General features: G+C 59.9%; 17 protein-coding genes and 1 tRNA gene. 10 read left to right on the top strand and 8 right to left on the bottom strand.

Annotated features, from left to right (window positions below):
• The first annotated feature begins 60 nt into the window (after positions 1 to 60).
• The 4 genes from GFS31_RS02880 to GFS31_RS02865 all read left to right on the top strand — a co-directional run bounded on the left by GFS31_RS02880 (position 61) and on the right by GFS31_RS02865 (position 4,608).
• Entirely contained in the window at positions 61 to 576 is a 516-nt protein-coding gene (locus GFS31_RS02880) for an NADPH-dependent FMN reductase (RefSeq protein ID WP_198806784.1), read from the top strand.
• A gap of 83 nt (positions 577 to 659) precedes the next feature.
• A complete protein-coding gene (locus tag GFS31_RS02875; RefSeq protein ID WP_198806783.1) occupies positions 660 to 3,260 on the top strand; it encodes an O-antigen ligase family protein in 2,601 nt (866 codons plus the stop codon).
• A 730-nt stretch (positions 3,261 to 3,990) separates the two neighbouring features.
• Positions 3,991 to 4,263 (top strand): Npun_R1517 family heterocyst differentiation transcriptional regulator, encoded by a 273-nt coding sequence (locus GFS31_RS02870; RefSeq protein WP_198806782.1) that lies wholly within the window; start codon positions 3,991 to 3,993, stop codon positions 4,261 to 4,263.
• Between the two features lie 272 nt (positions 4,264 to 4,535).
• Positions 4,536 to 4,608: transfer RNA gene (locus GFS31_RS02865), tRNA-Glu, on the top strand.
• 200 nt (positions 4,609 to 4,808) lie between these two features.
• Here the strand turns inward: GFS31_RS02865 and GFS31_RS02860 are convergent.
• The 6 genes from GFS31_RS02860 to GFS31_RS02835 form a co-directional block, all read right to left on the bottom strand.
• Complete coding sequence (locus tag GFS31_RS02860) at positions 4,809 to 5,621, bottom strand: queuosine precursor transporter (RefSeq protein WP_198806781.1); 813 nt, start codon at positions 5,619 to 5,621, stop codon at positions 4,809 to 4,811.
• Positions 5,622 to 5,793: 172 nt separating this feature from the next.
• Positions 5,794 to 6,795, bottom strand: a complete 1,002-nt coding sequence (fmt, locus tag GFS31_RS02855; protein WP_198806780.1) for a methionyl-tRNA formyltransferase — start codon at positions 6,793 to 6,795, stop codon at positions 5,794 to 5,796.
• 120 nt (positions 6,796 to 6,915) lie between these two features.
• Positions 6,916 to 8,013 carry an OmpA family protein gene (locus tag GFS31_RS02850; RefSeq protein WP_198806779.1) on the bottom strand — a complete coding sequence of 366 codons (1,098 nt, stop codon included), beginning with the start codon at positions 8,011 to 8,013 and terminating at the stop codon, positions 6,916 to 6,918.
• Between the two features lie 99 nt (positions 8,014 to 8,112).
• Positions 8,113 to 9,627 carry a DUF4335 domain-containing protein gene (locus tag GFS31_RS02845; protein ID WP_198806778.1) on the bottom strand — a complete coding sequence of 505 codons (1,515 nt, stop codon included), beginning with the start codon at positions 9,625 to 9,627 and terminating at the stop codon, positions 8,113 to 8,115.
• Positions 9,624 to 10,229: a DUF3038 domain-containing protein gene (locus GFS31_RS02840; RefSeq protein WP_198806777.1), complete on the bottom strand. Its 606-nt coding sequence runs from the start codon at positions 10,227 to 10,229 to the stop codon at positions 9,624 to 9,626. The genes GFS31_RS02845 and GFS31_RS02840 overlap by 4 nt, the downstream gene beginning before the upstream one ends.
• Positions 10,230 to 10,482: 253 nt before the next feature.
• Positions 10,483 to 13,038 carry an IMS domain-containing protein gene (locus GFS31_RS02835; protein ID WP_198806776.1) on the bottom strand — a complete coding sequence of 852 codons (2,556 nt, stop codon included), beginning with the start codon at positions 13,036 to 13,038 and terminating at the stop codon, positions 10,483 to 10,485.
• 449 nt (positions 13,039 to 13,487) lie between these two features.
• On the opposite strand from GFS31_RS02835, the gene pdhA reads away from it, so the two are divergent.
• The 5 genes from pdhA to GFS31_RS02810 all read left to right on the top strand — a co-directional run bounded on the left by pdhA (position 13,488) and on the right by GFS31_RS02810 (position 18,645).
• Positions 13,488 to 14,516, top strand: a complete 1,029-nt coding sequence (gene pdhA, locus GFS31_RS02830) for a pyruvate dehydrogenase (acetyl-transferring) E1 component subunit alpha (RefSeq protein ID WP_198806775.1) — start codon at positions 13,488 to 13,490, stop codon at positions 14,514 to 14,516.
• Positions 14,517 to 14,624: 108 nt separating this feature from the next.
• Positions 14,625 to 15,608 carry an alpha-ketoacid dehydrogenase subunit beta gene (locus GFS31_RS02825; protein WP_198806774.1) on the top strand — a complete coding sequence of 328 codons (984 nt, stop codon included), beginning with the start codon at positions 14,625 to 14,627 and terminating at the stop codon, positions 15,606 to 15,608.
• 135 nt (positions 15,609 to 15,743) lie between these two features.
• Complete coding sequence (secD, locus tag GFS31_RS02820; RefSeq protein WP_198806773.1) at positions 15,744 to 17,204, top strand: protein translocase subunit SecD; 1,461 nt, start codon at positions 15,744 to 15,746, stop codon at positions 17,202 to 17,204.
• Complete coding sequence (secF, locus tag GFS31_RS02815) at positions 17,201 to 18,196, top strand: protein translocase subunit SecF (protein WP_198806772.1); 996 nt, start codon at positions 17,201 to 17,203, stop codon at positions 18,194 to 18,196. The genes secD and secF overlap by 4 nt, the downstream gene beginning before the upstream one ends.
• A 65-nt stretch (positions 18,197 to 18,261) precedes the next feature.
• Positions 18,262 to 18,645: a hypothetical protein gene (locus GFS31_RS02810; RefSeq protein ID WP_225907546.1), complete on the top strand. Its 384-nt coding sequence runs from the start codon at positions 18,262 to 18,264 to the stop codon at positions 18,643 to 18,645.
• 18 nt (positions 18,646 to 18,663) lie between these two features.
• On the opposite strand, the gene GFS31_RS02805 is transcribed toward GFS31_RS02810, so the two are convergent.
• The gene (locus tag GFS31_RS02805; RefSeq protein WP_198806771.1) at positions 18,664 to 18,930 is read right to left on the bottom strand and encodes a hypothetical protein; all 267 of its coding nucleotides are present in this window, start codon (positions 18,928 to 18,930) and stop codon (positions 18,664 to 18,666) included.
• Between the two features lie 396 nt (positions 18,931 to 19,326).
• On the opposite strand from GFS31_RS02805, the gene GFS31_RS21650 reads away from it, so the two are divergent.
• Positions 19,327 to 19,410: a hypothetical protein gene (locus GFS31_RS21650; protein ID WP_410503866.1), complete on the top strand. Its 84-nt coding sequence runs from the start codon at positions 19,327 to 19,329 to the stop codon at positions 19,408 to 19,410.
• A 358-nt stretch (positions 19,411 to 19,768) separates the two neighbouring features.
• On the opposite strand, the gene GFS31_RS02800 is transcribed toward GFS31_RS21650, so the two are convergent.
• Positions 19,769 to 21,403: an alpha-amylase gene (locus GFS31_RS02800; RefSeq protein WP_198806770.1), complete on the bottom strand. Its 1,635-nt coding sequence runs from the start codon at positions 21,401 to 21,403 to the stop codon at positions 19,769 to 19,771.
• Positions 21,404 to 21,548 lie beyond the last annotated feature (145 nt).

The raw sequence follows: 21,548 nt of genomic DNA, 5'->3' as shown, positions 1-21,548 counted from the left end.
CCATGTGCGCTACATTGAACACACCACAAGTTTGTTAACAATTATTAATCGGTTATCTCCATGCTGATTCTCTCTGCCACTAACGGCAACAACTTAGCCCTAGCCCGCGCCTTTGCCGAGGAGTCCACCAAACAGGGCGTGACGGCCGAGGTCGTCAGCCTGCCTGATCTCCATTTGCCCCTTTACGATTCGGTGGTGGGGGAGGCTGGCCCAGGGTTAGCCCAGCTTGCCCAAGCCCTGCGTCACCATCGCAGCCTGGTGGTCTGTGCCCCGGAGTATAACGGCTCCATCCCCCCGGTGGTCAGTAATGCCATCGCTTGGCTGTCGGTTAGCACCGAGGACTTTCGGGCGCTGTTCAACGGTCGTCCGGCAGCCTTAGCAAGCCACAGCGGCGGCGGCGGCCAAAAGGTGGGTCTAGCGATGCGTCAACAGTTGGCGCACCTGGGCTGTAATGTCCTCGGTCGAGAAGTGGTCGCCAATGCCCACAAAGCGGCCAACCCCGAAGCCATTGCCGCTCTCGTTGCCCAACTGGCAACCCTAGAGCCCGCCTTTGCGGGGGTGCCTGCCACGGTCTAGTTGCCCCCGCATCCCGGCCTTTATCCAAAAGGCCCACCCATCCTTTAGGATCACGACATAGCCGTGCTCTGAACGAAGATGCCGTGACCCAGCCCGAACCTCTGCCTCAACCATCGCCCCAGGCGGCCTCCCAGAAAGGATCCCCGGCATCTCGCCCAGGTTCGCCCAGAGATACCGGGGACGGTACCCTCTTGGGCCTGCTCACCCTAGCGCTCTATGTCCTCTTCACCCTGCTCCCTGGCAGCAGCACGATGATGGTGGCTTGGCCCTGGGTGTTTCTGTGGCAGGTGGCGATCCTGCTGCCCATCCTTTGGCTGTTGTGGCAGGGGTGGCATCGGCCCCTAGCCTCCTTGGCCCTGGGATCGGGGCTAGATGGCGTCGTTGTCCTAGCAGTGGTGGGGCTCGGTATTTCCACCCTAGCCGCAGAGTTCCATGGCCAAGCCCTGTGGTACGGCTGGGCAGCCCTGGGGGGCATCGCGGCCCTCTACGCCCTGCGGGGATGGTTGACAACCACCCATCGGGTTCAGGCGGCGCTAGAAGTTCAAGGTTATGTGGCCCTGGCCTTTGTGGTCGTGAGTTTGACGCTGTGGGTTTTGCAGATCTATCGGCCCGAACTGGCCCGGTTGCAGGCGCTTCAGCAGTACGGAGTTGAAACCGCCTTTAGTTTTCAGTTCACCAGTCTGCGGAATTGGCAACCCATCGGCCACCAAAACTATGTGGCAGGCTATCTGGTACTGGTGCTGCCCCTGTTTGTGGGGCTGGGGTGGATGGCGAAGGACTGGCGGCGCTGGCTGTGGCTGGGGGCCATTGGCCTAGGCTTGGCCAACCTCTATACCACCAGTTCTCGGGGCGGCTGGCTGGCCTTGGCGGCGGCGGGGTTGGTGGGCCTGGGGGTGGCGCTGATCTACAGCCCCCTGCCTCGGCGCTGGGTGCTGGCTGGGGGCGCGGCGGCCATGGCCCTAGTGTTGGCCTTAATCTTCAGCAATAGCCGTTTGCGTCAGGCCCTAGCTGGCCTCACCAGCGGCAATCTAGCCGGGGGAGAGCTATCCTACCGGGCCGTTACCAATGCCGTGGGCTGGCACATGGGCCAAAGCGCTCCGTTTACGGGGCTAGGGCCGGGTAGTGTGCCCCTGGTTTACCAAGCCTACCGCCCCCACTGGGCCGGACGCGACGCCGAACTGCAATTTCAACTGCACAGCACCCCGGCTCAGCTCTGGGGAGAACTGGGGATTTGGGGCGTCATGGTTCCGGTTGCCCTAGCAGGGGTGATCCTTGTCCTGGGGATGCGCTGGATTCGCAACGGTGCCCACCAAACGCCCTCTGGCCTGCCCCCGCTCATGGTGTGGTGCATCGTTGCTGCCGGGGTCGGCTTTGCCCTCCTTAGCCTCACCGACTACCAGCTCGACATTCTGCCCATCAGCGGCGTACTGATCCTCTACCTTGCCACGCTCTCCCACGCCCTTGGGTCTCCCCCCCTGCCCACCAGCCCCCAGCCACCGTCCAAAACCTCTCAACTTCTCGTCGCGCTGGGGCTGGGCACAACCCTGGCCATGGCCCTTTGGCTCACCCCCGTCCATCGCGCCTGGGGCCTCTCCAGTGATGGCTTTGCCGCCCTGGCCAAGCAGGACATTAACCGCTTTGTGCAGCGGCTAGAACGTGCCCATCAGTTGGCTCCCTGGGAAATGTACTACCCCTACCAACTGGGCTGGAACCTCGGCGATCTAAGCTACCAAGTGACCGATAACCCCGACCTGCAAACGGCCCTGCGGCAGGATGCCATCCGCTGGTTTGAGGTGGGTAACGCCACGGTGCCCTATCAAGAATTCGGCCACTCTAACCTGGGCTGGCTGTTGGTCGAGAACCAGCAGCCTGAAGCCGCCCAGGCCGCCTTTCAGCGATCCATTGCCCTCCTGCCCGCCAAGCCGGGGGTCTTTTTTGGCCTGGGCTTTAGCTGTCTGCGGCAGGGCGATACAGACTGTGCCACCACCGCCTTTGCCCTAGAACTCCTCCGCCATCCGGTCGTGCTCACTAGCCCCATGTGGCAGTTCGGCCCCCTAGCGCCCCTCTACGCCCCCGTCACCGAACGCCTAGCTACGCTCTACCAAGACCTCCTCAACCAAAGTACCGATCCTGGCCTCACTGCCTTCCTGCACCAGGGGCGCGGCACCCTGCGCTGGTGGCTCGGTGACGTTGCGGCCGCCGCCGAGGATTGGACAGGCGGCCCCCTTCAAGAAGCGCTCCTCACCCTGAGCCAGGGGGGTAGGGTGAATCCAGACCAGCTACCCGAAAGCCCAGCCAAGTACGCCATCGCGGCCTGGCAAACCCCCGATCAACGCCAAACCCTGCTAGAGAGAGCCTGGGTGACGCAACCCGAAGACCTCCCTCAACTGGCGGACAGTCTGCCCGACCCTGAGATAATTGCCAACTTGGTGGCCAGCATGGACAACGCCACCAACTTCAAAGATTGGCTGCAACGCACCGCCCCCGTCTGGCAACCCCGCAGCGGGCGACTGGGGTTTGGGGTGCTGAGTCGTCACATTGATGGGCCAACGCCATCGGATTTTTATCCTCGCGTAGAAAATGTGCCGATGGTAAAATTTTTCCCTGAGGTGATTTTCTCCCCGGTCTTTTTGCCCAGCTTGGATCAGGCATTACAGCCCTACCAGCAGGAGGTTTCAGGTTAATTCCAGCCGACGATCTCATCATTTTTGGTTTCAATGGAACCCACTTCTCATCCATTATTCGTCGTACCCTTGCAGAACAGGTAAGGTGGCATTCTGGATCTTCAGAAGTTCAGGGCGAAGTAGATTCAGAGCGTCCGTAAGTTTACGCAATTTTTCTTAAATCTAGATACATCTGCCATCATTGCTAAGTCCATGGTTCAGAGCCCATAGCCGCTAAAGGCTTCTCTATGGTTAAGGGTAGCCAGCCCTTGATCCCCTGAAATTGCGGTTATCTTTGCTTCTGCTCTAGAGAACTAGAGACCCTCTAGATCATCTCAGAAATAAGCTCAGGATTTTCTCTGAGACAGCCTGCCTTCTCAGCACATCGATCCTCCGAGTCTATGGAAGGTAGAGATATTTCTGAGTATAAAAAAATCTATAACGCTGTTGTTAATACAGGCATGATGCCGAGTTTAATCTAGCCTTACAAAGCTGTATAAATCATGTAAAAAAAAGATGCCTCAGTGCACATTCATCAATTCTTTGTTTTCATAGAGATAGGCCGTCCTAGACATCGTTCCCATTTGCCCCGCAGGAATCATGATCCAGAGATGTCCCTAGCCCCTCCAGGCCCATCCTCACCGTTGCCACCCCTGGGCTCAATCTTGCCTAAGATCCCCAGCGGTACTACCCGCCCCGGCCTCGGCCCTAGGATCGCCATTGTTCTGCACCCTAGAGATTCCCTGTTGCTATGGCCACATCTGCATCCCACTCTCCCCTTCCCTCCCAAGTTGGCGTTTATGAATGCGAGGTCACGCTGAAATTTAGGCTCATCGAGGAAAGCCAGGTGATAGATCAGCAGGATCACCTCCTTGAACTCCTCATTGACGCCTTCTCCTACGGCAGCGATGAGTTTGTCGAGGCCCTAGAATCCCAGGTTAAGGTTCAGGTTATCGATGAGGTCAATGCCTCTCCCCTCATGCGTCGTCAGCTCATCCGACTGCGTAACCTGCCCTCTGCCTAGGGGTTGGCCCCACCCATGGCTACCAAGATTCAGGATCTCGCGCCGCTTTGCCTGGGCCGATGCGGCCCCCGGTCGTTTCAGCCGCCTCGGCCCCCGGTGATCCATGCTCCAGGGCCTAACCCTCCGGTCGCTGGGCCACCGCTCCAGGAAGTCTTGTCGGTGGCCCAGGCTGGGGCCTTCGCCTTCAGGCCAAAGGTTTTAATTTTTTTTTGGCCAAGATGTTTGACAATCCCATTCCTCTTCCCTATACTAAGAATTGTCGAAAAACACAGGCCCCCATCGTCTAGAGGCCTAGGACACCTCCCTTTCACGGAGGCGACGGGGATTCGAATTCCCCTGGGGGTATAAACCCTCGGTTATCGCAGAATTTTGCGGCAACCGAGGGTTTCATCATTTAGGCGTAGATTTTGAATCGCTAGTCTTTACCGCTTGGGAAGATTGAGCATTGACCAAAACGGGATGGGTTTCGAGCCCTGCCCTTTAGGGCAAAAGGGATGAGCTTATATCAGCGGTGGGGCGCACCAACCGAGACCCTGGGCCTCGGTCTAGCTGCGTTGCCCTAGGCGAGGGCGTTTGGGGCGAGCAATCGGGGATTCCATTTGAAGGTAATGGGTGAGCCAAAAGACACAGAGGTAGAAGGGCCCCGTATCGAGCAGCGCGGCCACCAGCTTGAAGACGTAGCCATAGCCAATGAAGCGAAGGAGTTGGGGCCAAAGGGCTTGGCCGTCGTCGATGGGCAGGGCTCCGGCGAGAAAGTGGGTAATCAGTACCACCGCCACGGTGTCTACGAGCTGGCTGAGGAGGGTGGAACCGTTGTTGCGCAGCCACAGGTGTTTGCCGTTGGTTAGTTCCTTCCAAAAGTGGAACAGGTACACGTCCACAAACTGAGCGGTGAGGTAGGCGGCCATGGAGGCGGTGACGGCCCCAAAGGTGAGGTTGCGAATTTCAAAGAACACGGGCAGGCGTCCGGCGGAGTCGCGCAGGATTGCTCCGGTGGTGGGATCGGTGGGCTCAAATCCGGGGAGGACACCCCCCAGCCAGACGATGAACAGCACCCAGACATTCAACAGCAGCCCCACCCACACGACTTGGTTGGCCCGATCTTTGCCGTAGAGTTCGGAAATGAGGTCGGTACAGAGGAAGGTGAGGGGGTAGGGCAAGACGCCTACGGCTACGGTGACAGCCACGTCGCCCCACTCCAACACATTGACAAACCGACTGATTCCTAAAATATTGAGCATTCCCAAGGTGCCCAAAAACAAACCCGACAGCACGAGGAACACCATATCCCGGCGGTTGCGGATAGACTCTGGCACGGGGTCGGAGGGGGCCGTCAAGCTTGGGGATTCCGTTTTCATGGGGAGAATTCACTGGCTCCATGCATGGGGCGGCGCGGCACTTCATCAGCTTATCAAGGCGATGGCTGTCCTTGGGCAGTCCAAGGATTGAGTTATTCGCCATGGAACGATAGGTCAGAGGCTCTCTATCCCAAGCTAGATCAGGGTAGGGAAAGCGGGCGAGGCTCAGCCTCTAGACAACTTGTTCTCCCAAGGTTAGGCGACTGCCGTTGATAAAATCCTGGCCTCGCTGGGCTTTTTTGCCGCTGGGTTTTACCTCCCGCAGCAGCAGCAGTCCATCCCCGGTGTAGATCAGCGGCCCATGGCCCTTCAGCAGCGCAACCATTTGACCGGGCTGGGCCGAGGTAAGGTTAGACGTCAGCGCCTCAACCGTGGGCCGCATCTGGGCTAGGTCGGCGGGTAGCTGGGGCCAGTGGGGATCGCCGAGGGGAGCGGTGGCCAGCACTTTAAGGGGCTGATTCCGCAGGGTTGTTTCGGCATGGGGATAGAAGCCACGCACTCGGTTATGGAGATCTAGGGCCGACTGGCTCCAGTCCAGCCGATAGTCTTCCTTTTGAATCAGCGGTGCGTAGGTGGCCTGGGCGTTGTCCTGGGGTTCGGGGGTAAGGCGGTGGGCGTCAAGGCCGTGGAGGGTCTCCACCAGCAGGTCGGCACATTGGTCGGCCAGGGCAGCGGCGACGTCATAGAAGTTATCGAGCAGGCCAATGGGCAACTGAGACTTCAGCAGCATCGCCCCAGTATCCATACCAATGTCCATCTGCATGGTGGTCATGCCCGTTTCGGTAGCGCCCTGAACGATGCACCACTGAATTGGGGCTGCGCCTCGGTAGGCGGGCAACAGCGACCCGTGGCCATTGATGCAGCCCAGGCGCGGCATCGCCAAAATCCGCTGGGAGAGAATTTGACCATAGGCCACTACCACAAAGGCATCGGCCTGTAGGGCTTCGAGGGCCGTGAGACAAGCCTCATCTTTTTTAATCCGACGCGGCTGCCAAATCGGGCACCCCGCCGCCGCCGCCACCTGCTTCACAGGGGACGCATCTACCTGGCTACCTCGGCCCCGGCGCTTATCGGGCTGGGTGACAACGGCTACCACGTCAAAGGCAGGATCCGCTAATAGCCGTTTCAGGCTGGGTACGGCAAAGTGGGGCGTCCCCAAAAAGACAATTCGCATGGCGGGTTTGAGTCCTTATTAGGTGATGGTAGGTAATGGCTAGGAACGGTGGCAGGGTAGCGCCCAGGGGGTTTGGGCAAGGAGTCCTACCTGATGGGGCGAGAGGGAAAAACGGCGGGTTCAAGGGCGGACAATACCGATCTCAAGGCGCTGATTGCGGGCGACGGTGCCGGGGGCATCACCAACGGCCACGGGTCGGGTTTTGCCGTAGCCTACGGTCAACCAGCGGCGATTGGTGTCCTCCAGTTGGGCGGCGAGGTAGGTCTGCACGGCAAGAGCTTGCTGAAAGGTAAGGGTACGGGCCTCGGCGGCGCTTAGGTCGCCATCGGTGTGGCTACCCACCAAGAAGGTCGCCGTTCCAAAGCGGCGGAGGTCGGGCACGATGGCGTCCAACAACTGCTGTCCAGTCGGGGTGAGCAGGCTACTATTGGGCTGAAACAGCAGCGCACTGGGTAGCCCAATCCGCTGGCTGACCAGGGGAAACATGGGTTCTGGGGGGGGAGCAGCGGCGTGACGGCCCAGGCCATCGTTGGAGGTCGGGGTTTCTGCGGCCGCTGGGTCTTCGGTAGATTCTAGGTCAGGGCCGGGTTCTGCTTCCTCCTCTGGGTTAGGAGTAGCGTCTGGGTTAGGGGTAGCGTCCTGGGTGGCCCCATCAGGCCGGGTATCGGGGCTGGCCGTAACCTGCTGGGCTAGCTGCTGAAGCCGATCTGCCAGATCGCCACTACCGGGCTGGCCAGTCTGCTGCTCTAGCTCTGTTAGTCGAGCTTCTAAACTGGCTAGATCCTGCTGAAGATCAAGGACGGCTTGACCAAGGGGCGGCAGTGCAGGTTCTGGCCCTGGATCGGCCTGGGGGACAGCGGTAGCCCCCCCCTCAGCGGCGGGTAGAGCCACCGTTGAGCCCTGCCACCATTCGGGAAGCTGGCGCACCTTGCGAAGGGTTTGGCTACCCTGGCGCATCACCCGCTCCTGCATTGGCGGATTGGGGTTGCGGGCAGGCCACACTTGCGCCACCAGCAGGCCCGCCAGCCAGCCAACGCTGATGCTCATCCCCAAAATTAGCAGCCGCACTACCACTACCCACAGTCGCTGAAACCAGCCAGGGGATGAGGGTGGCGGCGGCGATGGCACGGGCGTCGGACTCCCCTTAGCGGCTGACGCACTGGGGGAGGGTGGGGCAGCCTCATGGGAGGGTGGCGAAGCATCGGAGGGATGGGTCATACCAGGGATTGGTTTTCAGCATGAAACAGCTTAGCAAATGCCTTCCCAGAATTTCCCTGGATTAGCTTGGTGGCTGTCCATGACCGCGCCAGATCGACCCTAGCGCGGCCACCCATCCCAGGGGCTGACCTCAATCACACCACGGGCGGTAAAGACCACTCGGAAGTCTGCCTGATCCGCACTGGCTGGACGAGCCGTCACCAGTTCGGGTAGGGGGGTCTCCTGGGCCAACAGCAGGGCATCGGTATTGATGGCGTTGTAACCCACAACATTACCCCGACTATCTAGGCGCACCTGGTAGATCAAATCGGCGCGGGTATCGGGCAGATCGGCACTGCTAAGCTGGGCCCGCAGATCCCCATTCAGGGTGCGAATGCGATTCCCATCGGTGATTCGGTTATCTAGGGTGGCTAGGGCCTGGGGGGCGCGACCGGAGCTCGCTGGAGGCGGGTTTCCCCTGGCGGCGGCGCTGGTGCTATCCGATGCACTGTCTACCTCGGGGACGGCATCCTCTGCCGCTTCGGATGTTGGGGAGTCGTCGTCATTGGATTGATTGGCTGTCTCATCGGCCGCATCTTCCACCGGGGGCAACTCCGCCAGAGTTCCATTCTCGGTGGCCTGCGGCTCGTCCTCAGTCGCTAAGGTCGGATCCCAGACCTCCACCTCGACGTCCCCCGCTGGGGTAAAGCGGGCCAAGAACTGAGCTACCGCCTGCTGGGGCGCGGTGGGGCCGGGGGTGGGAACGGCAACCTGGGCTAAGGGTGTACTATCCACGGCCTCTAGGGCGGCGTCATTCTCGTACTTGTAGCCGAGGATCTCCCCCGTTTCAGACACCACGACTCGGTAGACGAGGTCTTCGGTGGAGGCTTCTGCCGCTGTCCAGCCCTCCTGGAGGCGCTGCTGCAAATCTCGTCGCAGGGTGGTCAGCACCACGGCATCGGTGATCGTAGGGGCATCTTCCCAGGACTCCAGGGCCTCTTGAGTGTCGGTGGGGGCCAGGGTTTCGGTGGCCTCGCGGCGTTCGAGGCGGCTGGGGTCAAACTCGGGCGGCGGCATAAAGAAGAGGGCCAATCCCGCAGCGACCAGGGCGGCGGCTCCCACCACGGCAGGGGCCGACCGTTGAGCCATGGGTTCGGCGGGCTTCACCAAACGGCGCGGAACGGCCTGGAACTGGGCCTTCAGGTCGGGCAAGGTCAGCCCATCGGCCAGCAGTTGATCCACCGCCTCCATCAGGTCGTAGAACTGGACGGTGGTGAGGGGGATATCCAACGGGGCCAGGGCTTCGGTGTCTACGGCGGGCTCTGTTCCCGGCTGCTGACGCACGACCAGATGATGGAGATTGCCCTCCCCCGGCTTGAGATCCACTAGGGAAGCGTTGGCGCTAACCGGGCGGGGAATACCGCTGAGCAAGTGTTGACCATAGGCACTGACGGCGGCAACCAAGCTCTCTAAAAACTCCCGTCCGCCCGTGAGGGTGGTATCGGTAACGCCGGGGAACTGGCATTCCGCATTCATTAACACCGTCATGGGGGAATAGGGATCGAAGGCGATGGACTCCATGCCCTCTAACACGAGGTTGCAGTAGGGCAGGGTGTACTGACGGGTAACGGTCATACCACCTCTCCATCAAACAAACTACTCCACAGCCGCTGGGTGCCTAAAATGCCGGAACAAAGCAGCAGTTGTTCTAATAATTGCATGGCTAATTCGTCCAGCCGTTCATCGCTGCTGTAGGCAATCACTCCGGCGCGACGGGGATTCATGCGAGACCGAAAGTGGGTGCGAAACCGCTGAAGATAATCCGCCAGACGCAGGTGATGGTCGAGGGATAGCCCCCGTTCCCGAAGCTGCTGATAGCCCGTCAGCAACTGCCGCATCAGCACCGTCAGCCGTCGGGCTAGGTTGCCGATGATGGCGACCATGGCTTTGGCTTCCTCCAGGGTCATGGGTCGCCGCTGGCTGTAGCGACGCATGGGATTGGTGCTGCGGAGGAGCCACAGGTTCACCCGCCCCTTCACCACGGGGTCAAGGCCCAATTCCTGGGCAACTCCCAGCATGGCCTCGCTGCCGCCCAAGTCCAGCGCCTCGATGGCCAACAGCAGCAGATCAATCTGGGTGCGGGCACGGCGGGGGCATTCTTGGCTGGGCAACTCTGGGGTTGGCAGCGACTCCAAAATTAACGGTACGGAAGACCGGGGCGGGCTATCTACTGACATTCAGGGTGGCTCTGCACAATAACAGTAATCAATATCTCATCCATACAGCCATTCGCTCCGATGGTGGGCACCCAGGTTGACACCGAATAGGGTGGCACTCCCAGAGGGCATCGGGTCGGTGAGGCACCGCAGGGCTAAGCCCAAGGCTGTCAGCCAGCATTGTATCAAAACACGGCTGACCCCATCGCTGGCGAGATTACCGCCATCCTGCCCCTGGGAGGGCGAGGCTGCCGCAGGCGAGGCGGATTCATCCCTAGTTGCGGCCTGGCGCTTGGCGCATACTTTCGATGAACCATTGGCCGTCCTGGCGCACTAGGGTGTACTCCATGGTAAGCCGCTCATCGTAGGAGGCTTGGTCGTTTTCAACGCCAAATTCAAACAGGCGGGCGTTTTCCCGCACCAGGGCAATCACCTGGAGCCGATCCGCCGTCGGGTCATCGGGGGTAACAGACTGCACCGCTACCTCATGCTCATACCGCCAGTACCAATTCTCTTGGGGGGCAGCAGCGGCACGGCGTTGCCATTGGCTCAACAGGGAACCGGTCAAAACCGTCGCTAGCTGGTCGGCCTGGTAATCCTCTCCCATGGCAGCACTTTTGGCGCTTAGCCAGGTTTCAATCACCTGCTGGGCCATGCTGGCTGCTCCAATTTGCTCGTCGGGGCTGGGCAGGCTGGGAATCTCAACAGCGGGCTCGGCCAAGCTCAGGTCTAGGGGACGTCCCTCCAGCCTTGGCCCCGATACGGCCCCCGTCAGCCAGCTCACCGTGCGGGCCGTAGCAAAGCCCAGGGTACCCAGCCCCAACAATCCCACCATGCCTACCAACGCCAGTCGGCCCCAGCGGGGGGAGGTTGACTTTTTTCGGCGCGATCCAGGCTCAAGCTGAGTCACCGTAGCCGAGGGATCACTGGCCATGGCGGCAGGCAAGCTGGGCTTAGGCGACCGAGATCGAGACGGGCGGGGGGAGGGTGGTGTCACCTTGGCCTTGGTGGCCGCCTTCAACTGACCCTCTGGGGAAAGCTGGGCCACCCGTTCGGCCACAGAGGGCTCTTGATCTGAACTGGTTCTCTCGGCAGGGCGGGGATCTAGGGCAGGCGGCTTGGCTTTCAACCGCTCTGGCTTGGGCCGCCCTGGCTTGGGTTGCGCTGCCTTAGACCGCTGAGCTGGACGAGGGGCGGGTGCGGCCTGGGCTGCATCGAGGGCAGGGGCGTCGGGCGGGGCAGGATCAGGGGCCTTCGCCGCTGGGTGAGCCCGTCCATTGCGAGACACCGCTATCTCCGCCGCACCATAGCCCAGGTCAGCCCCACCATAGCCGTTGTGGTTGGCCCTTGGGGCAGGCGGATCAGGGCTGTAGCCGTTGGTGGCGGGGGGCGTCGCCATGGCCGGACGCTGGTAGCTGGCAGGGCTCGCCAAGGAGGGCGCATGGATGGGCAGCGACCCTTCTACCGTGGGCACACTGTAGCCCTGGGCACCGGGATCAACTCCCTCCCAGGCGGCCTCTGGCCCCGGCACCATCGCCTCAAGGTAGCTCTGCACCTGGGGATTGGCAAAGTAGTCCTTGAGGGTAGCGTCTTGGTCTTTGAAGTCTCGGAAGTGGGGAAACAACTCATCCTGAATCCAGCGCTCGGTGTAGAGGCAGAGACCGGGGAGCAAATCGGGGGAATTGCGAGAATGTTCGCGGATGTAGGCCAAGGGCTCGTATTCTTGGCTGAATTCTAGGGCGCGGTTGGCCTCCTCAGTTTGGCCCAGCAGCATGGCGCAGACGGCCTGTTCGAGGTGCACATCCTGCTGATGGGCGAGGCCCATGAGCAACTGCTTGGCGCGGCGCACCAGGGCAGGCTGGTGACGGGCAAAGCCCCGGGCCAACAGGGCATACACCGTTAGGTAGGTGGCCACCGGAGAAGGCCGACGGGCTTCATGCTCAAACAATTCCTGCTGCTCGGAGGCCGTGAGGTAGTCCCGCAGTTGCTGGATGAAGCGCAAAAAGTCGTCAATGGCTAGCCCAGAAAGGTCATCCTCGCTGCCCTCAATGCCGCCCCGATCCTCCAGCATCGACTTCAGCAGCTTTAGCCCCTGTCGCCGTTCCTTAGTCTGATCCAGAGGCCGCGCCAGCAGTTCCAAAATTCGGTAGGGCCGCAGTTTGTACAGTTCCGACTGAATTTCGGCGCGCAGGGCCGGGAAGCGATTTTCCTTCGCTAACAGTTCGTGGCCCGTTTCGAGGGATTCTGCCGCTGTTTCGTACTGGCGCTGGTGCCATTGCTCGCGGCCTAGTTCCAAACAGGCGAGGGCCAAGGTCAGCACCACATCCCCTTGCACCAGGGCCGGATCGCCAAACTGCCCATCGGCCAAACTGCCCGTGCCGCTGCTGAGGTAGGGCCGACCCAGGTGGATCACCTGCTCGTATTCCCCCAGTTCCAGCAAAATTAGCAGCGCCCCCGCAAACAGTTCGGATTCGATGGCGATGGCATTGCTGGGCACCTCCCCAGCTCCCGGCTCTGTGGCCAGGGATCGCAGGGCTGCTTCGCCCAAATCTGGCCTGACCGCTAGCCCCGCTGGGCGGCTGGAGTCTGGGGTGGGTTCGGCGGCGTAGGCATCGGCCAAAAAGCGGCTGTCGTAGTCGCGGCGGTAGTCGGGGTCGGACAGGACTTGGTAGGCGTCGTCAATCAATTGCTTGCGGGCGGCGATAGCCACCTCCGAAAATTCGCGCCGAGGAAGCTGTACACCCCGATCCCGATGGGCCTGCTGAAGCTGATCCGCCGTGGCCTGAATCGGCAGTCCTAGAATTCGGTAGTAGTCTAATGGAACGTGCACAGTTCATATCCCCAGCAGCGAATTCACACGAAATAGTACCTAAAAAGCCCCAACCGATCCCTTCATCTTCCCCCTGCCCTTGGGTTCTGAGCGTTGTTTCTGACCTTTGTTACCCGATTACCGCCATCGCCTGGATAGCAATGGCCACGGGGCGCATGGCCTTGGAGTATCGTCAATGGCCTTCACCCTTCAACCGATAAAAACAAACCGCTTAAAAGGTGAAGTTTATATCATAGACCTCGACCTCTGGCCAGGGGCGATCACCCCTCTTTTAGCCCGTTTTTGCAGGCGTCGTCAACTCAGGGTTTTTAATAACGGTACGGCCCTCGGTATGATAGGAAACAGTTTTGGGCGTTCCCTGGCGCTGCCCCGGCGGGGTAACAGTTTGGGGACACCTTTTTCGGTATAGTCAAGTGTTGGACATCGCAGCGTAGGACCCAGCAAAACCCATGGTTCAAGAACGGACATTACCCCAGTTTCAGGCTCCAGCGGCTTCCATTTCCAGCGAGGAAGGGCTGAGGCTTTACGAAGACATGATTTTGGGTCGCTTCTTTGAAGACAAGTGCGCCGAAATGTACTATCGGGGCAAAATGTTTGGGTTTGTGCACCTCTACAACGGCCAGGAAGCGGTGTCTAGCGGGGTGATCAAGTCCATGCGCCCCGACGATTACGTATGCAGCACCTACCGCGACCACGTCCACGCCCTCAGTGCTGGGGTGCCCGCCAAAAACGTGATGGCCGAGTTGTTCGGCAAGGAAACGGGCTGTAGCCGGGGCCGAGGCGGTTCCATGCACCTGTTTTCGGGCGAACATAACTTATTAGGAGGCTTTGCCTTCATCGGGGAAGGGATTCCCGTGGCCCTGGGGGCGGCGTTCCAAACCCACTATCGCCGGGTGGCCCTGGGGGATGCCAGTGCCGACCAGGTGACGGCCTGCTTCTTTGGCGACGGCACCACCAACAACGGCCAATTTTTTGAATGTTTGAACATGGCGGCGCTGTGGAAGCTGCCGATCCTGTTTGTGGTGGAAAACAACAAGTGGGCGATTGGCATGGCCCACGAACGCGCCACCTCCCAGCCGGAAATCTACAAAAAGGCCTCGGTGTTTGGGATGCCGGGATATGAGGTAGACGGCATGGACGTGATGGCCGTGCGCTCCATCGCCCAGGAAGCCGTGGCCCGCGCCCGCGCCGGAGAAGGCCCGACGCTGATCGAATGCCTCACCTACCGCTTCCGGGGCCACTCCCTGGCCGACCCCGACGAACTGCGCTCTAAGGCCGAAAAAGAAGAATGGCTGGCCCGTGACCCGATCAAGCGGTTTGAAGCTTACCTGCTAGAGCAAAACCTGGCCGACGAAGCCACCCTCAAGGGCGTGCGGGATCGCATCCAAACCACCATCGACGATGCCCTCACCTTCGCCGAAGAAAGCCCCGAACCCAGCCCCGACGACCTCTATAAGTACATCTTCGCCGACAGCTAACGGCTCGTAGCCATGCCCACCGTCGTCGAGTAGGCGCTTGAATCCGGTGGGCCGTGTTTACTCTGCAATTACTTTTGTAACCTTCACCCAAGCAACGACACCGAAACCATGGCAGAAACTCTCCTATTTAACGCCCTGCGCGAGGCCATTGACGAAGAGATGGGCCGCGACGAAACCGTTTTTGTGCTGGGCGAAGATGTCGGCCAATACGGCGGTTCCTACAAGGTCACGAAAGACCTCTACGACAAGTACGGCGAATTTCGCGTGCTGGATACCCCCATCGCCGAAAACAGCTTTACCGGGATGGCCGTGGGTGCCGCGATGACCGGGTTGCGGCCCATCATCGAAGGCATGAACATGGGCTTTTTGCTGTTGGCCTTCAACCAAATCGCCAACAATGCCGGGATGCTGCGCTACACCTCCGGTGGCAACTTCAAAATTCCCATGGTGATCCGTGGCCCCGGTGGCGTCGGTCGGCAGTTGGGGGCCGAGCACTCCCAGCGGCTCGAAGCCTACTTCCAAGCCGTGCCCGGTCTAAAAATCGTGGCCTGCTCCACCCCCTACAACGCCAAGGGGCTGCTGAAATCCGCCATCCGCGACGACAACCCCGTTCTCTTCTTCGAGCACGTCCTCCTCTACAACCTCAAGGAAGACCTGCCCAACCACGAATACCTGGTGCCCCTGGATAAGGCGGAAATCGTCCGTCCCGGCAAAGACGTCACCATCCTCACCTATTCCCGGATGCGCCACCACGTCACCCAGGCGGTGAAGGGTTTGGTGGCCAAGGGCTTTGACCCAGAGGTCATCGACCTGATTTCCCTCAAGCCCCTGGACTTTGAGACCATCGGCGCTTCCATCAAGAAAACCCACCGGGTGATCGTGGTTGAAGAATGTATGCGGACGGGCGGCATTGGCGCAGAAATCATCGCCTCCATCAACGACCGCTTCTTTGATGAACTGGATGCCCCGGTGCTGCGGCTGTCGTCCCAAGACATCCCCACCCCCTACAACGGCAAGCTGGAAAGCCTGACTATCGTGCAGCCCAAGCAAATCGAGGCCGCCGTTGAAAATATGCTGGCGCTGAAGGTCTAGTGGCCAAATCCCTTGCCCTCTCCCCCAGCCCCTCTCCCAGGGGGGAGAGGGGGGCCGGAAAGGTTCTCAGTGTCCTAGTTTTTTGAACGTCTGTAGCGTCCCGATTTCCGACTCGTCCTGTTATCTCCCTAATCCATGGCAAAGTATCAAGCTTGGTTGGCACTGATTCTGGCCCTGACTATTGGGGCCGTGACGCTGATCGCCAATTCGCTGCTGTCGGAAAATCCGCTGTTTCCCACCTCCCTGGGGTTGGATTTGCGTGGTGGCTCTCAACTGACGATTCAGGTGCAGCCCACCGCCGCCATTCCCACCATCACCGACCGGGAAATGGAAGCGGTGCAGAGCGTGGTGGAAGGCCGGGTCAACGGCTTGGGGGTGTCTGAAGCTGTTGTGCAGCAGTTGGGGAATGACCAGCTTTTGGTGCAGTTGCCGGGGATTAACGACCCTCAGCAGGCGGAACGGGTACTGGGCGGCACGGCCCAGCTCGAATTCCGGGCGCAAAAGGCGGGCACCGAGCAGCAGCTTTTGGTGGAAAACGAGATTCTCCAGGAACACCTCGCTGACCTGGCTCAAGTTCAGGCGAACTTGCCCCCCACCGGAGCCATTGATGACGCCACCCAGGCCGAAATCGACGCCATCCAGGCCGATATCACCATCAGCGAAGCCGCCATTCTCGACCTATTTGAACCCAGCGAGTTGAAGGGCGACAAGCTTACCGATGCCCTGGCCCGTCCCGGCAATGGCACCCAGTGGGAGGTGGTGATTGAGTTCAATAACGAAGGGGCCAACGACTTTGCCGAACTGACCAAATCCGTGGCGGGCACAGGCCGAGGGCTGGGGATTTTCCTCGATAACCGCCTGCTCAGCGCCCCACGGGTGGATGTGCAGTATGCCGAACTGGGGATTACGGGCGGGAACGCGGTGATCTCTGGCAACTTTGATGCGGTGTCGGCCCGCGATTTGGAAATTCAGCTACGTGGCGGTGCCCTGCCCCTGCCTGTGGAGGTGGTGGAAAACCGCACCGTTGGCCCCACCCTGGGCCGCGACAGCATCCAGCGCAGCCTCTATGCCGCCCTCGTCGGTCTGGCCCTGGTGCTGGTCTACATGGCCGTGTACTATCGCCTGCCGGGAATTTTGGCCGACATCGCCCTAGTGGTCTACGCCCTGCTCACCTGGGCCGCCTTTGTGATGCTGGGCGTCACCCTCACCCTGCCGGGGATTGCCGGATTCATTCTCAGCATCGGTATGGCGGTGGATGCCAACGTGCTGATTTTTGAGCGCACCCGTGAGGAATTGCGGGCGGGCAAAACCCTGTATCGCTCGGTGGAATCAGGCTTTTACCGCGCCTTTTCCAGCATTATCGACAGCAACGTCACCACGGTGATTTCCTGCTTGGCGCTGTTCTTCTTTGGGGCAGGCCTCGTCAAGGGCTTTGCCCTCACCCTGGGCTTGGGGGTGTTGGTGAGTATGTTCACGGCCTTTACCTGCACCCGCACCCTGCTGTTTGTGGTGTTGGGAATGCCCCAGTTCCGCAAACCCGAATGGTTTTACCCCGGCATTAGCCGCCTGACTGCCCCCCGGAGCGCAACCCCATGAACCTACACATCAACCAAAAACGAAGCCTGTGGTGGAGCCTGTCGGGCTTGGTGATTGGCCTGGGCATTGTGGCCATGGCCATCTCCTGGCAGCAGTTTGGTGCGCCCCTGCGGCCCGGTCTGGACTTCGTCGGCGGCACCCGGCTCCAGCTCACCCACGTCTGCACCCTGACGGAAAGCTGCACCGAGGAGATTTCCCTCGACGAGGTACGCCAGGTGTTGGCGGATCAGGGGCTAGAATCCAGCAGCCTGCAACTGTTGGGCCAGGATCGCCAAACCCTTTCCATCCGCACCCGCAACCTGGACGTGGACGAACGTTCCACCCTGCAAGCCAACCTGGAAGAAACCGTCGGCCCCTTCGACATCAACTCCACCCAAATCGACACCGTTGGCCCCGTGATTGGGCAACAGCTCTTGGCCTCTGGGTTGCTGGCGTTGCTGGTGTCCTTTGCGGGCATCGTCGCCTACCTCAGCCTGCGCTTTAAGCTGGACTACGCCGTTTTTGCCATCGTTGCCCTCGCCCACGACGTACTGATCACGATGGGCGTGTTTGCGGCCCTGGGGTTGGTGCTAGAGGTAGAAATCGACAGCCTCTTCATCGTGGCGCTGCTCACCGTCGTCGGGTTCTCGGTGAACGATACGGTGGTGATCTACGACCGCATCCGCGAAAACCTAAAGCTGCACCCCGAACGGCACATCCGCGACGTGGTAGACGAATCGGTCAACCAAACCCTGGCCCGCTCCGTCAACACCACCCTCACCACCACCCTACCCCTGCTGGCCATCGTCCTGTTTGGGGGCCAAACCCTGAAATTCTTTGCTCTAGCGATGATTGTGGGCTTCCTGTCTGGGGTGTATTCCAGTATCTTTGTGGCTAGCACCCTGCTTACCCTCTGGCGCGAACGCAGCGGCCAAATCTACGGCAGCGGTGAAGATGCCCCCGATGACGCCACCACCGACCCCGATGCGCCCACCCCCGCAGAGCAGGTTTAACCCGGCCTCTGCTAGATTGGCTATCGTCTTCTGTCTCTCTGGGCTTCTATTGTGACGGCGGAATTGTGACTGTGGATCCCCAGCATCAGCGTCAAATTGAGCGACTTCGGGTGATCTTGCTCCGTCGCTGGTGGCGCACCACAGCCATCCTCTGGCTGACGGTGGGTAGCCTCAGCCTATGGAGCCTGCGCGGCGAATGGGCCATGCTGCGGCAATACTTCACATGGACGGCGGTGCGCTACGCCGTGGCCTATAACCGTCTCGCCGCCCTGTCCCTAGGATTATGCGCCGGATTGACGGTGGCGCTACTGGTGGCCGAAAGCCGTCATATCCTATTTGGCCTCAGCCGCTCAGAACAACAGCGCCTCGACCGTCTGCACAGCGACATTCACCACCAGGGGCCAAGCCATCCCCTGTGGTCAGCCCTCAATCCTCGGGCGCGTCGATAGCCGCTTTCAGGGGCCAGTCTAGTCTACGGGCAACACCTGCCGAATCACGGTATCAGGCAGCTTGGTTGGCGACGGGCTCACCTCAATCATCCGAATGTTGGCCATCGGCAGCATCACCAGCCGATCCTCCAGTTCTAGGGCCACCACATTCGCTTCCATCATACTTTTGACCCGACTAGCCATCTGCAAGCCGTCGAGCTGTTGCTCGGTGACGGCATAGACCTGTACTGCTCCATTGTTGAAGGTGATGGTGATGTGGGCCATGGGGGTGGAGTCGGTCATCATTGGGGGCTTTCCGTAGAGACAATATGTGCAAGTATGGGAAATGGCTCAAGAATAGCGAGAAATTGCAGCCTTGGCGATGGTTAGCCCAGGAAGCGCCTTGATCAAGAAGCCGGGAGCCTGACCTCGCCAACCACCCCCAATGTTGCCGTAACAGGGAAAGCATCAGTTACCTACGTCTATACCCCAAGACGATCTGCAACGAATGGCCCCAGCTGCTGCCGAGGGCTGGACGGAACTAGACCTTTCTGGCCAAGGGCTGACAGAACTGCCCTCCGAAATTGGCAAACTTACCCAGCTAGAAACCCTGGTTTTGGGAAAAGTGACAAAGTGGGAGTACCCAGATGGGAAGCCAACACCGCAGCTCTCAACCAATGATCTAACCAAGCTGCCAAGGAAATAGCGAATTTAACCCAGCTTAAAGAAATCAACCTGAGTGGGAACTCTTTTGGGGAACTGCCTGAGTGGTTATCTCAGCTTTAGAGCCTAGAAAAACTTTGGGCAATTGCGATCAATCTCACGACGATTCCGGACTGCATCAATAAATGGGATGATCGCGAATTCTGAGATGACAGATTTCCTGGAATTCGGGAGCCAAACCCTGGATCAGTCATTCCCCAGGAACGCACCCAACTGCGTCAGTTCTCGCACTGCCCGATCCTCAAGTCGATGCCGTTATTTTCGATCTCGATCCACCCAAGGGCAATGTACCGCCGTCCTCCAGCCCCAAAAGTGAGCGAGTTACGGCCCTGTTTACCTGGATCGAAAGCTCCATCGGCCCCGGCCTAGAAGCCTTGAGATTGGCTCTAGCTAAGGTCTTGTAGCCTGGTCTGTGTCTCACCTACCGAAACGCTTTCAGGATGGGGTGATCTTCTACCCACACGGAGACAGATCCGCCGTTGCAGCGAAACTCGGCCCAGCCGTCGTCGTTGGTGGTCAGGGTGTCGGGGATGTGGCCCGTTAGGTCGTAGAAGGTGGTGTTGGGTCGCCCCACCTCCATCCATTCGCGACCGCCGGAGCCATTGCTGAGCAGCACCGCCATAGCGCGGGGGTTAACGTCGGTACCTAGCCGCGTCCAGCCAATGCGGTTGGGGTCATTGAAGTAATCGTATTGGGGGCCGTGGGCAAAATGCTGGCGGGCTTGGAGCAGGCGGTCGAGGATGGCGCGATGGCTCTCCAAATGAATGTCGTAGAGGTTGCCGTCGCGGCCTTTGTCTTGGTAGTGGGCACCGTAGTAGTCGGGGTAGAAAATGCAGGGATAGCCTTCGGCCCGCAGCAAAATGAGGGCATAGGCCAGGGGCTTGAACCAGGCTTCTACCACCGATTCCAGAGCTTGTAGGGGTTGGGTATCGTGGTTTTCTACTAGGGTGACGGCCAGCAGGGGCATTTCTCTGACCACAGTATTGTTAAAGATGGTGCGCATATCGTAGCGGTCGCCGGACTGGCTGGCTTTGTGGAAGTTGTGGTGCAGGGGCGCATCAAACAGGCTGAGATGGCCCCCTGAGTTCACCGCATACCACCGCAGGGTGTCGAGGTCGTAGGTCCAGTATTCTCCGACGCAAAATAGGTCTCGCTGGGCATAGGTTTCGAGGTGGTCGATCCAGTCCACAAAAAAGTCGCCGCAGATGTGTTTGATGGCATCCAGCCGAAAGCCATCCACGCCCACCGTGTCGATGATCCACTCGCCCCAGCGCTTCAGTTCGGCCCGTACCTCAGGGTCGTCGATGTCGAGATCGCAGCCCATCAGGTAGTCAAAGTTGCCTAGTTCCCAACTCACCTTATCCTCAAATTGCTTGCCCTCAATCAGCCACACCGCCCGATAGTCGGGATCTGCGCTGTTGTGGTCAACGGCATCGAAGTGTTTCCAACTCCAGGTCATGGCAGAATAGGTGCCGCCCCGCCCCGGAAACTTAAACCCTGTCCAGGCCGTGATGGGTCGCAGATCGCCCAGGGGCCGATGGCGGTCTTGGGGATCCATCGGCGTGGCCTTGAAGGTTTCTTCAAAATCCGCCGCCATTTTGTGGTTAAACACCACATCGGCGTAGATATTGATGCCTAGGTCGCGGCAGGTTTTGACAGCGGCCACATACTCGTCTTTGGTGCCATACTTGGTGCGAACGGTGCCCTGCTGGGGAAATTCGCCCAGGTCAAACAGGTCGTAGATGCTGTAGCCCACGTCATTGGGGCCGCTAAAGCCCTTGCAGGCCGGGGGCAACCACAGCGCCGAAATCCCCGCCGCCGCTAGGGCTGGAGCCTCCGCCCGCAGTCGATTCCAGTGATCCCCATCGGCGGCGGTATACCAATGGAAATACTGCATCATGGTGCCGTTGAAGCCCCCCTGCCGGGTGCGCAGGTTCGTCTCGTTGACCTCCAACCACTCCCGCAGGAGATCCCGCCACGCCTCTAGCACGTCCTCCCCCAGGGTGGCGCTCACGTCGCCCAGGGTCTCCTTTAGGTCTCGAAAGACGCTGGCCATGGCTCACTTTCTCGCTGTGTTAGGACGCCACCACGTAGGCTGCTTTCAGCATAGGAGGCTCGCCTGAGAAAGGCCCAAAATATGCGTATTTCCTTTAGGCCAATGCGCCCGTTAAGCTATAGAACGCTGATTGTGTGCCTTGCCT

Source organism: Leptolyngbya sp. BL0902 (assembly GCF_016403105.1).
GTDB lineage: Bacteria > Cyanobacteriota > Cyanobacteriia > Phormidesmidales > Phormidesmidaceae > Nodosilinea.
The sequence above is the reverse complement of the archived record's forward strand: the minus strand, read 5'-3'. Positions and strand labels throughout refer to the sequence as shown.

Coding starts and splice junctions, on each gene's coding strand:
- GFS31_RS02880 (WP_198806784.1), top strand. CDS start 61: ATGCTGATTCTCTCTGCCACTAACGGCAACAACTTAGCCCTAGCCCGC.
- GFS31_RS02870 (WP_198806782.1), top strand. CDS start 3,991: ATGGCCACATCTGCATCCCACTCTCCCCTTCCCTCCCAAGTTGGCGTT.
- GFS31_RS02860 (WP_198806781.1), bottom strand. CDS start 5,621: ATGAAAACGGAATCCCCAAGCTTGACGGCCCCCTCCGACCCCGTGCCA.
- fmt (WP_198806780.1), bottom strand. CDS start 6,795: ATGCGAATTGTCTTTTTGGGGACGCCCCACTTTGCCGTACCCAGCCTG.
- GFS31_RS02850 (WP_198806779.1), bottom strand. CDS start 8,013: ATGACCCATCCCTCCGATGCTTCGCCACCCTCCCATGAGGCTGCCCCA.
- GFS31_RS02845 (WP_198806778.1), bottom strand. CDS start 9,627: ATGACCGTTACCCGTCAGTACACCCTGCCCTACTGCAACCTCGTGTTA.
- GFS31_RS02840 (WP_198806777.1), bottom strand. CDS start 10,229: ATGTCAGTAGATAGCCCGCCCCGGTCTTCCGTACCGTTAATTTTGGAG.
- pdhA (WP_198806775.1), top strand. CDS start 13,488: ATGGTTCAAGAACGGACATTACCCCAGTTTCAGGCTCCAGCGGCTTCC.
- GFS31_RS02825 (WP_198806774.1), top strand. CDS start 14,625: ATGGCAGAAACTCTCCTATTTAACGCCCTGCGCGAGGCCATTGACGAA.
- secD (WP_198806773.1), top strand. CDS start 15,744: ATGGCAAAGTATCAAGCTTGGTTGGCACTGATTCTGGCCCTGACTATT.
- secF (WP_198806772.1), top strand. CDS start 17,201: ATGAACCTACACATCAACCAAAAACGAAGCCTGTGGTGGAGCCTGTCG.
- GFS31_RS02805 (WP_198806771.1), bottom strand. CDS start 18,930: ATGATGACCGACTCCACCCCCATGGCCCACATCACCATCACCTTCAAC.
- GFS31_RS02800 (WP_198806770.1), bottom strand. CDS start 21,403: ATGGCCAGCGTCTTTCGAGACCTAAAGGAGACCCTGGGCGACGTGAGC.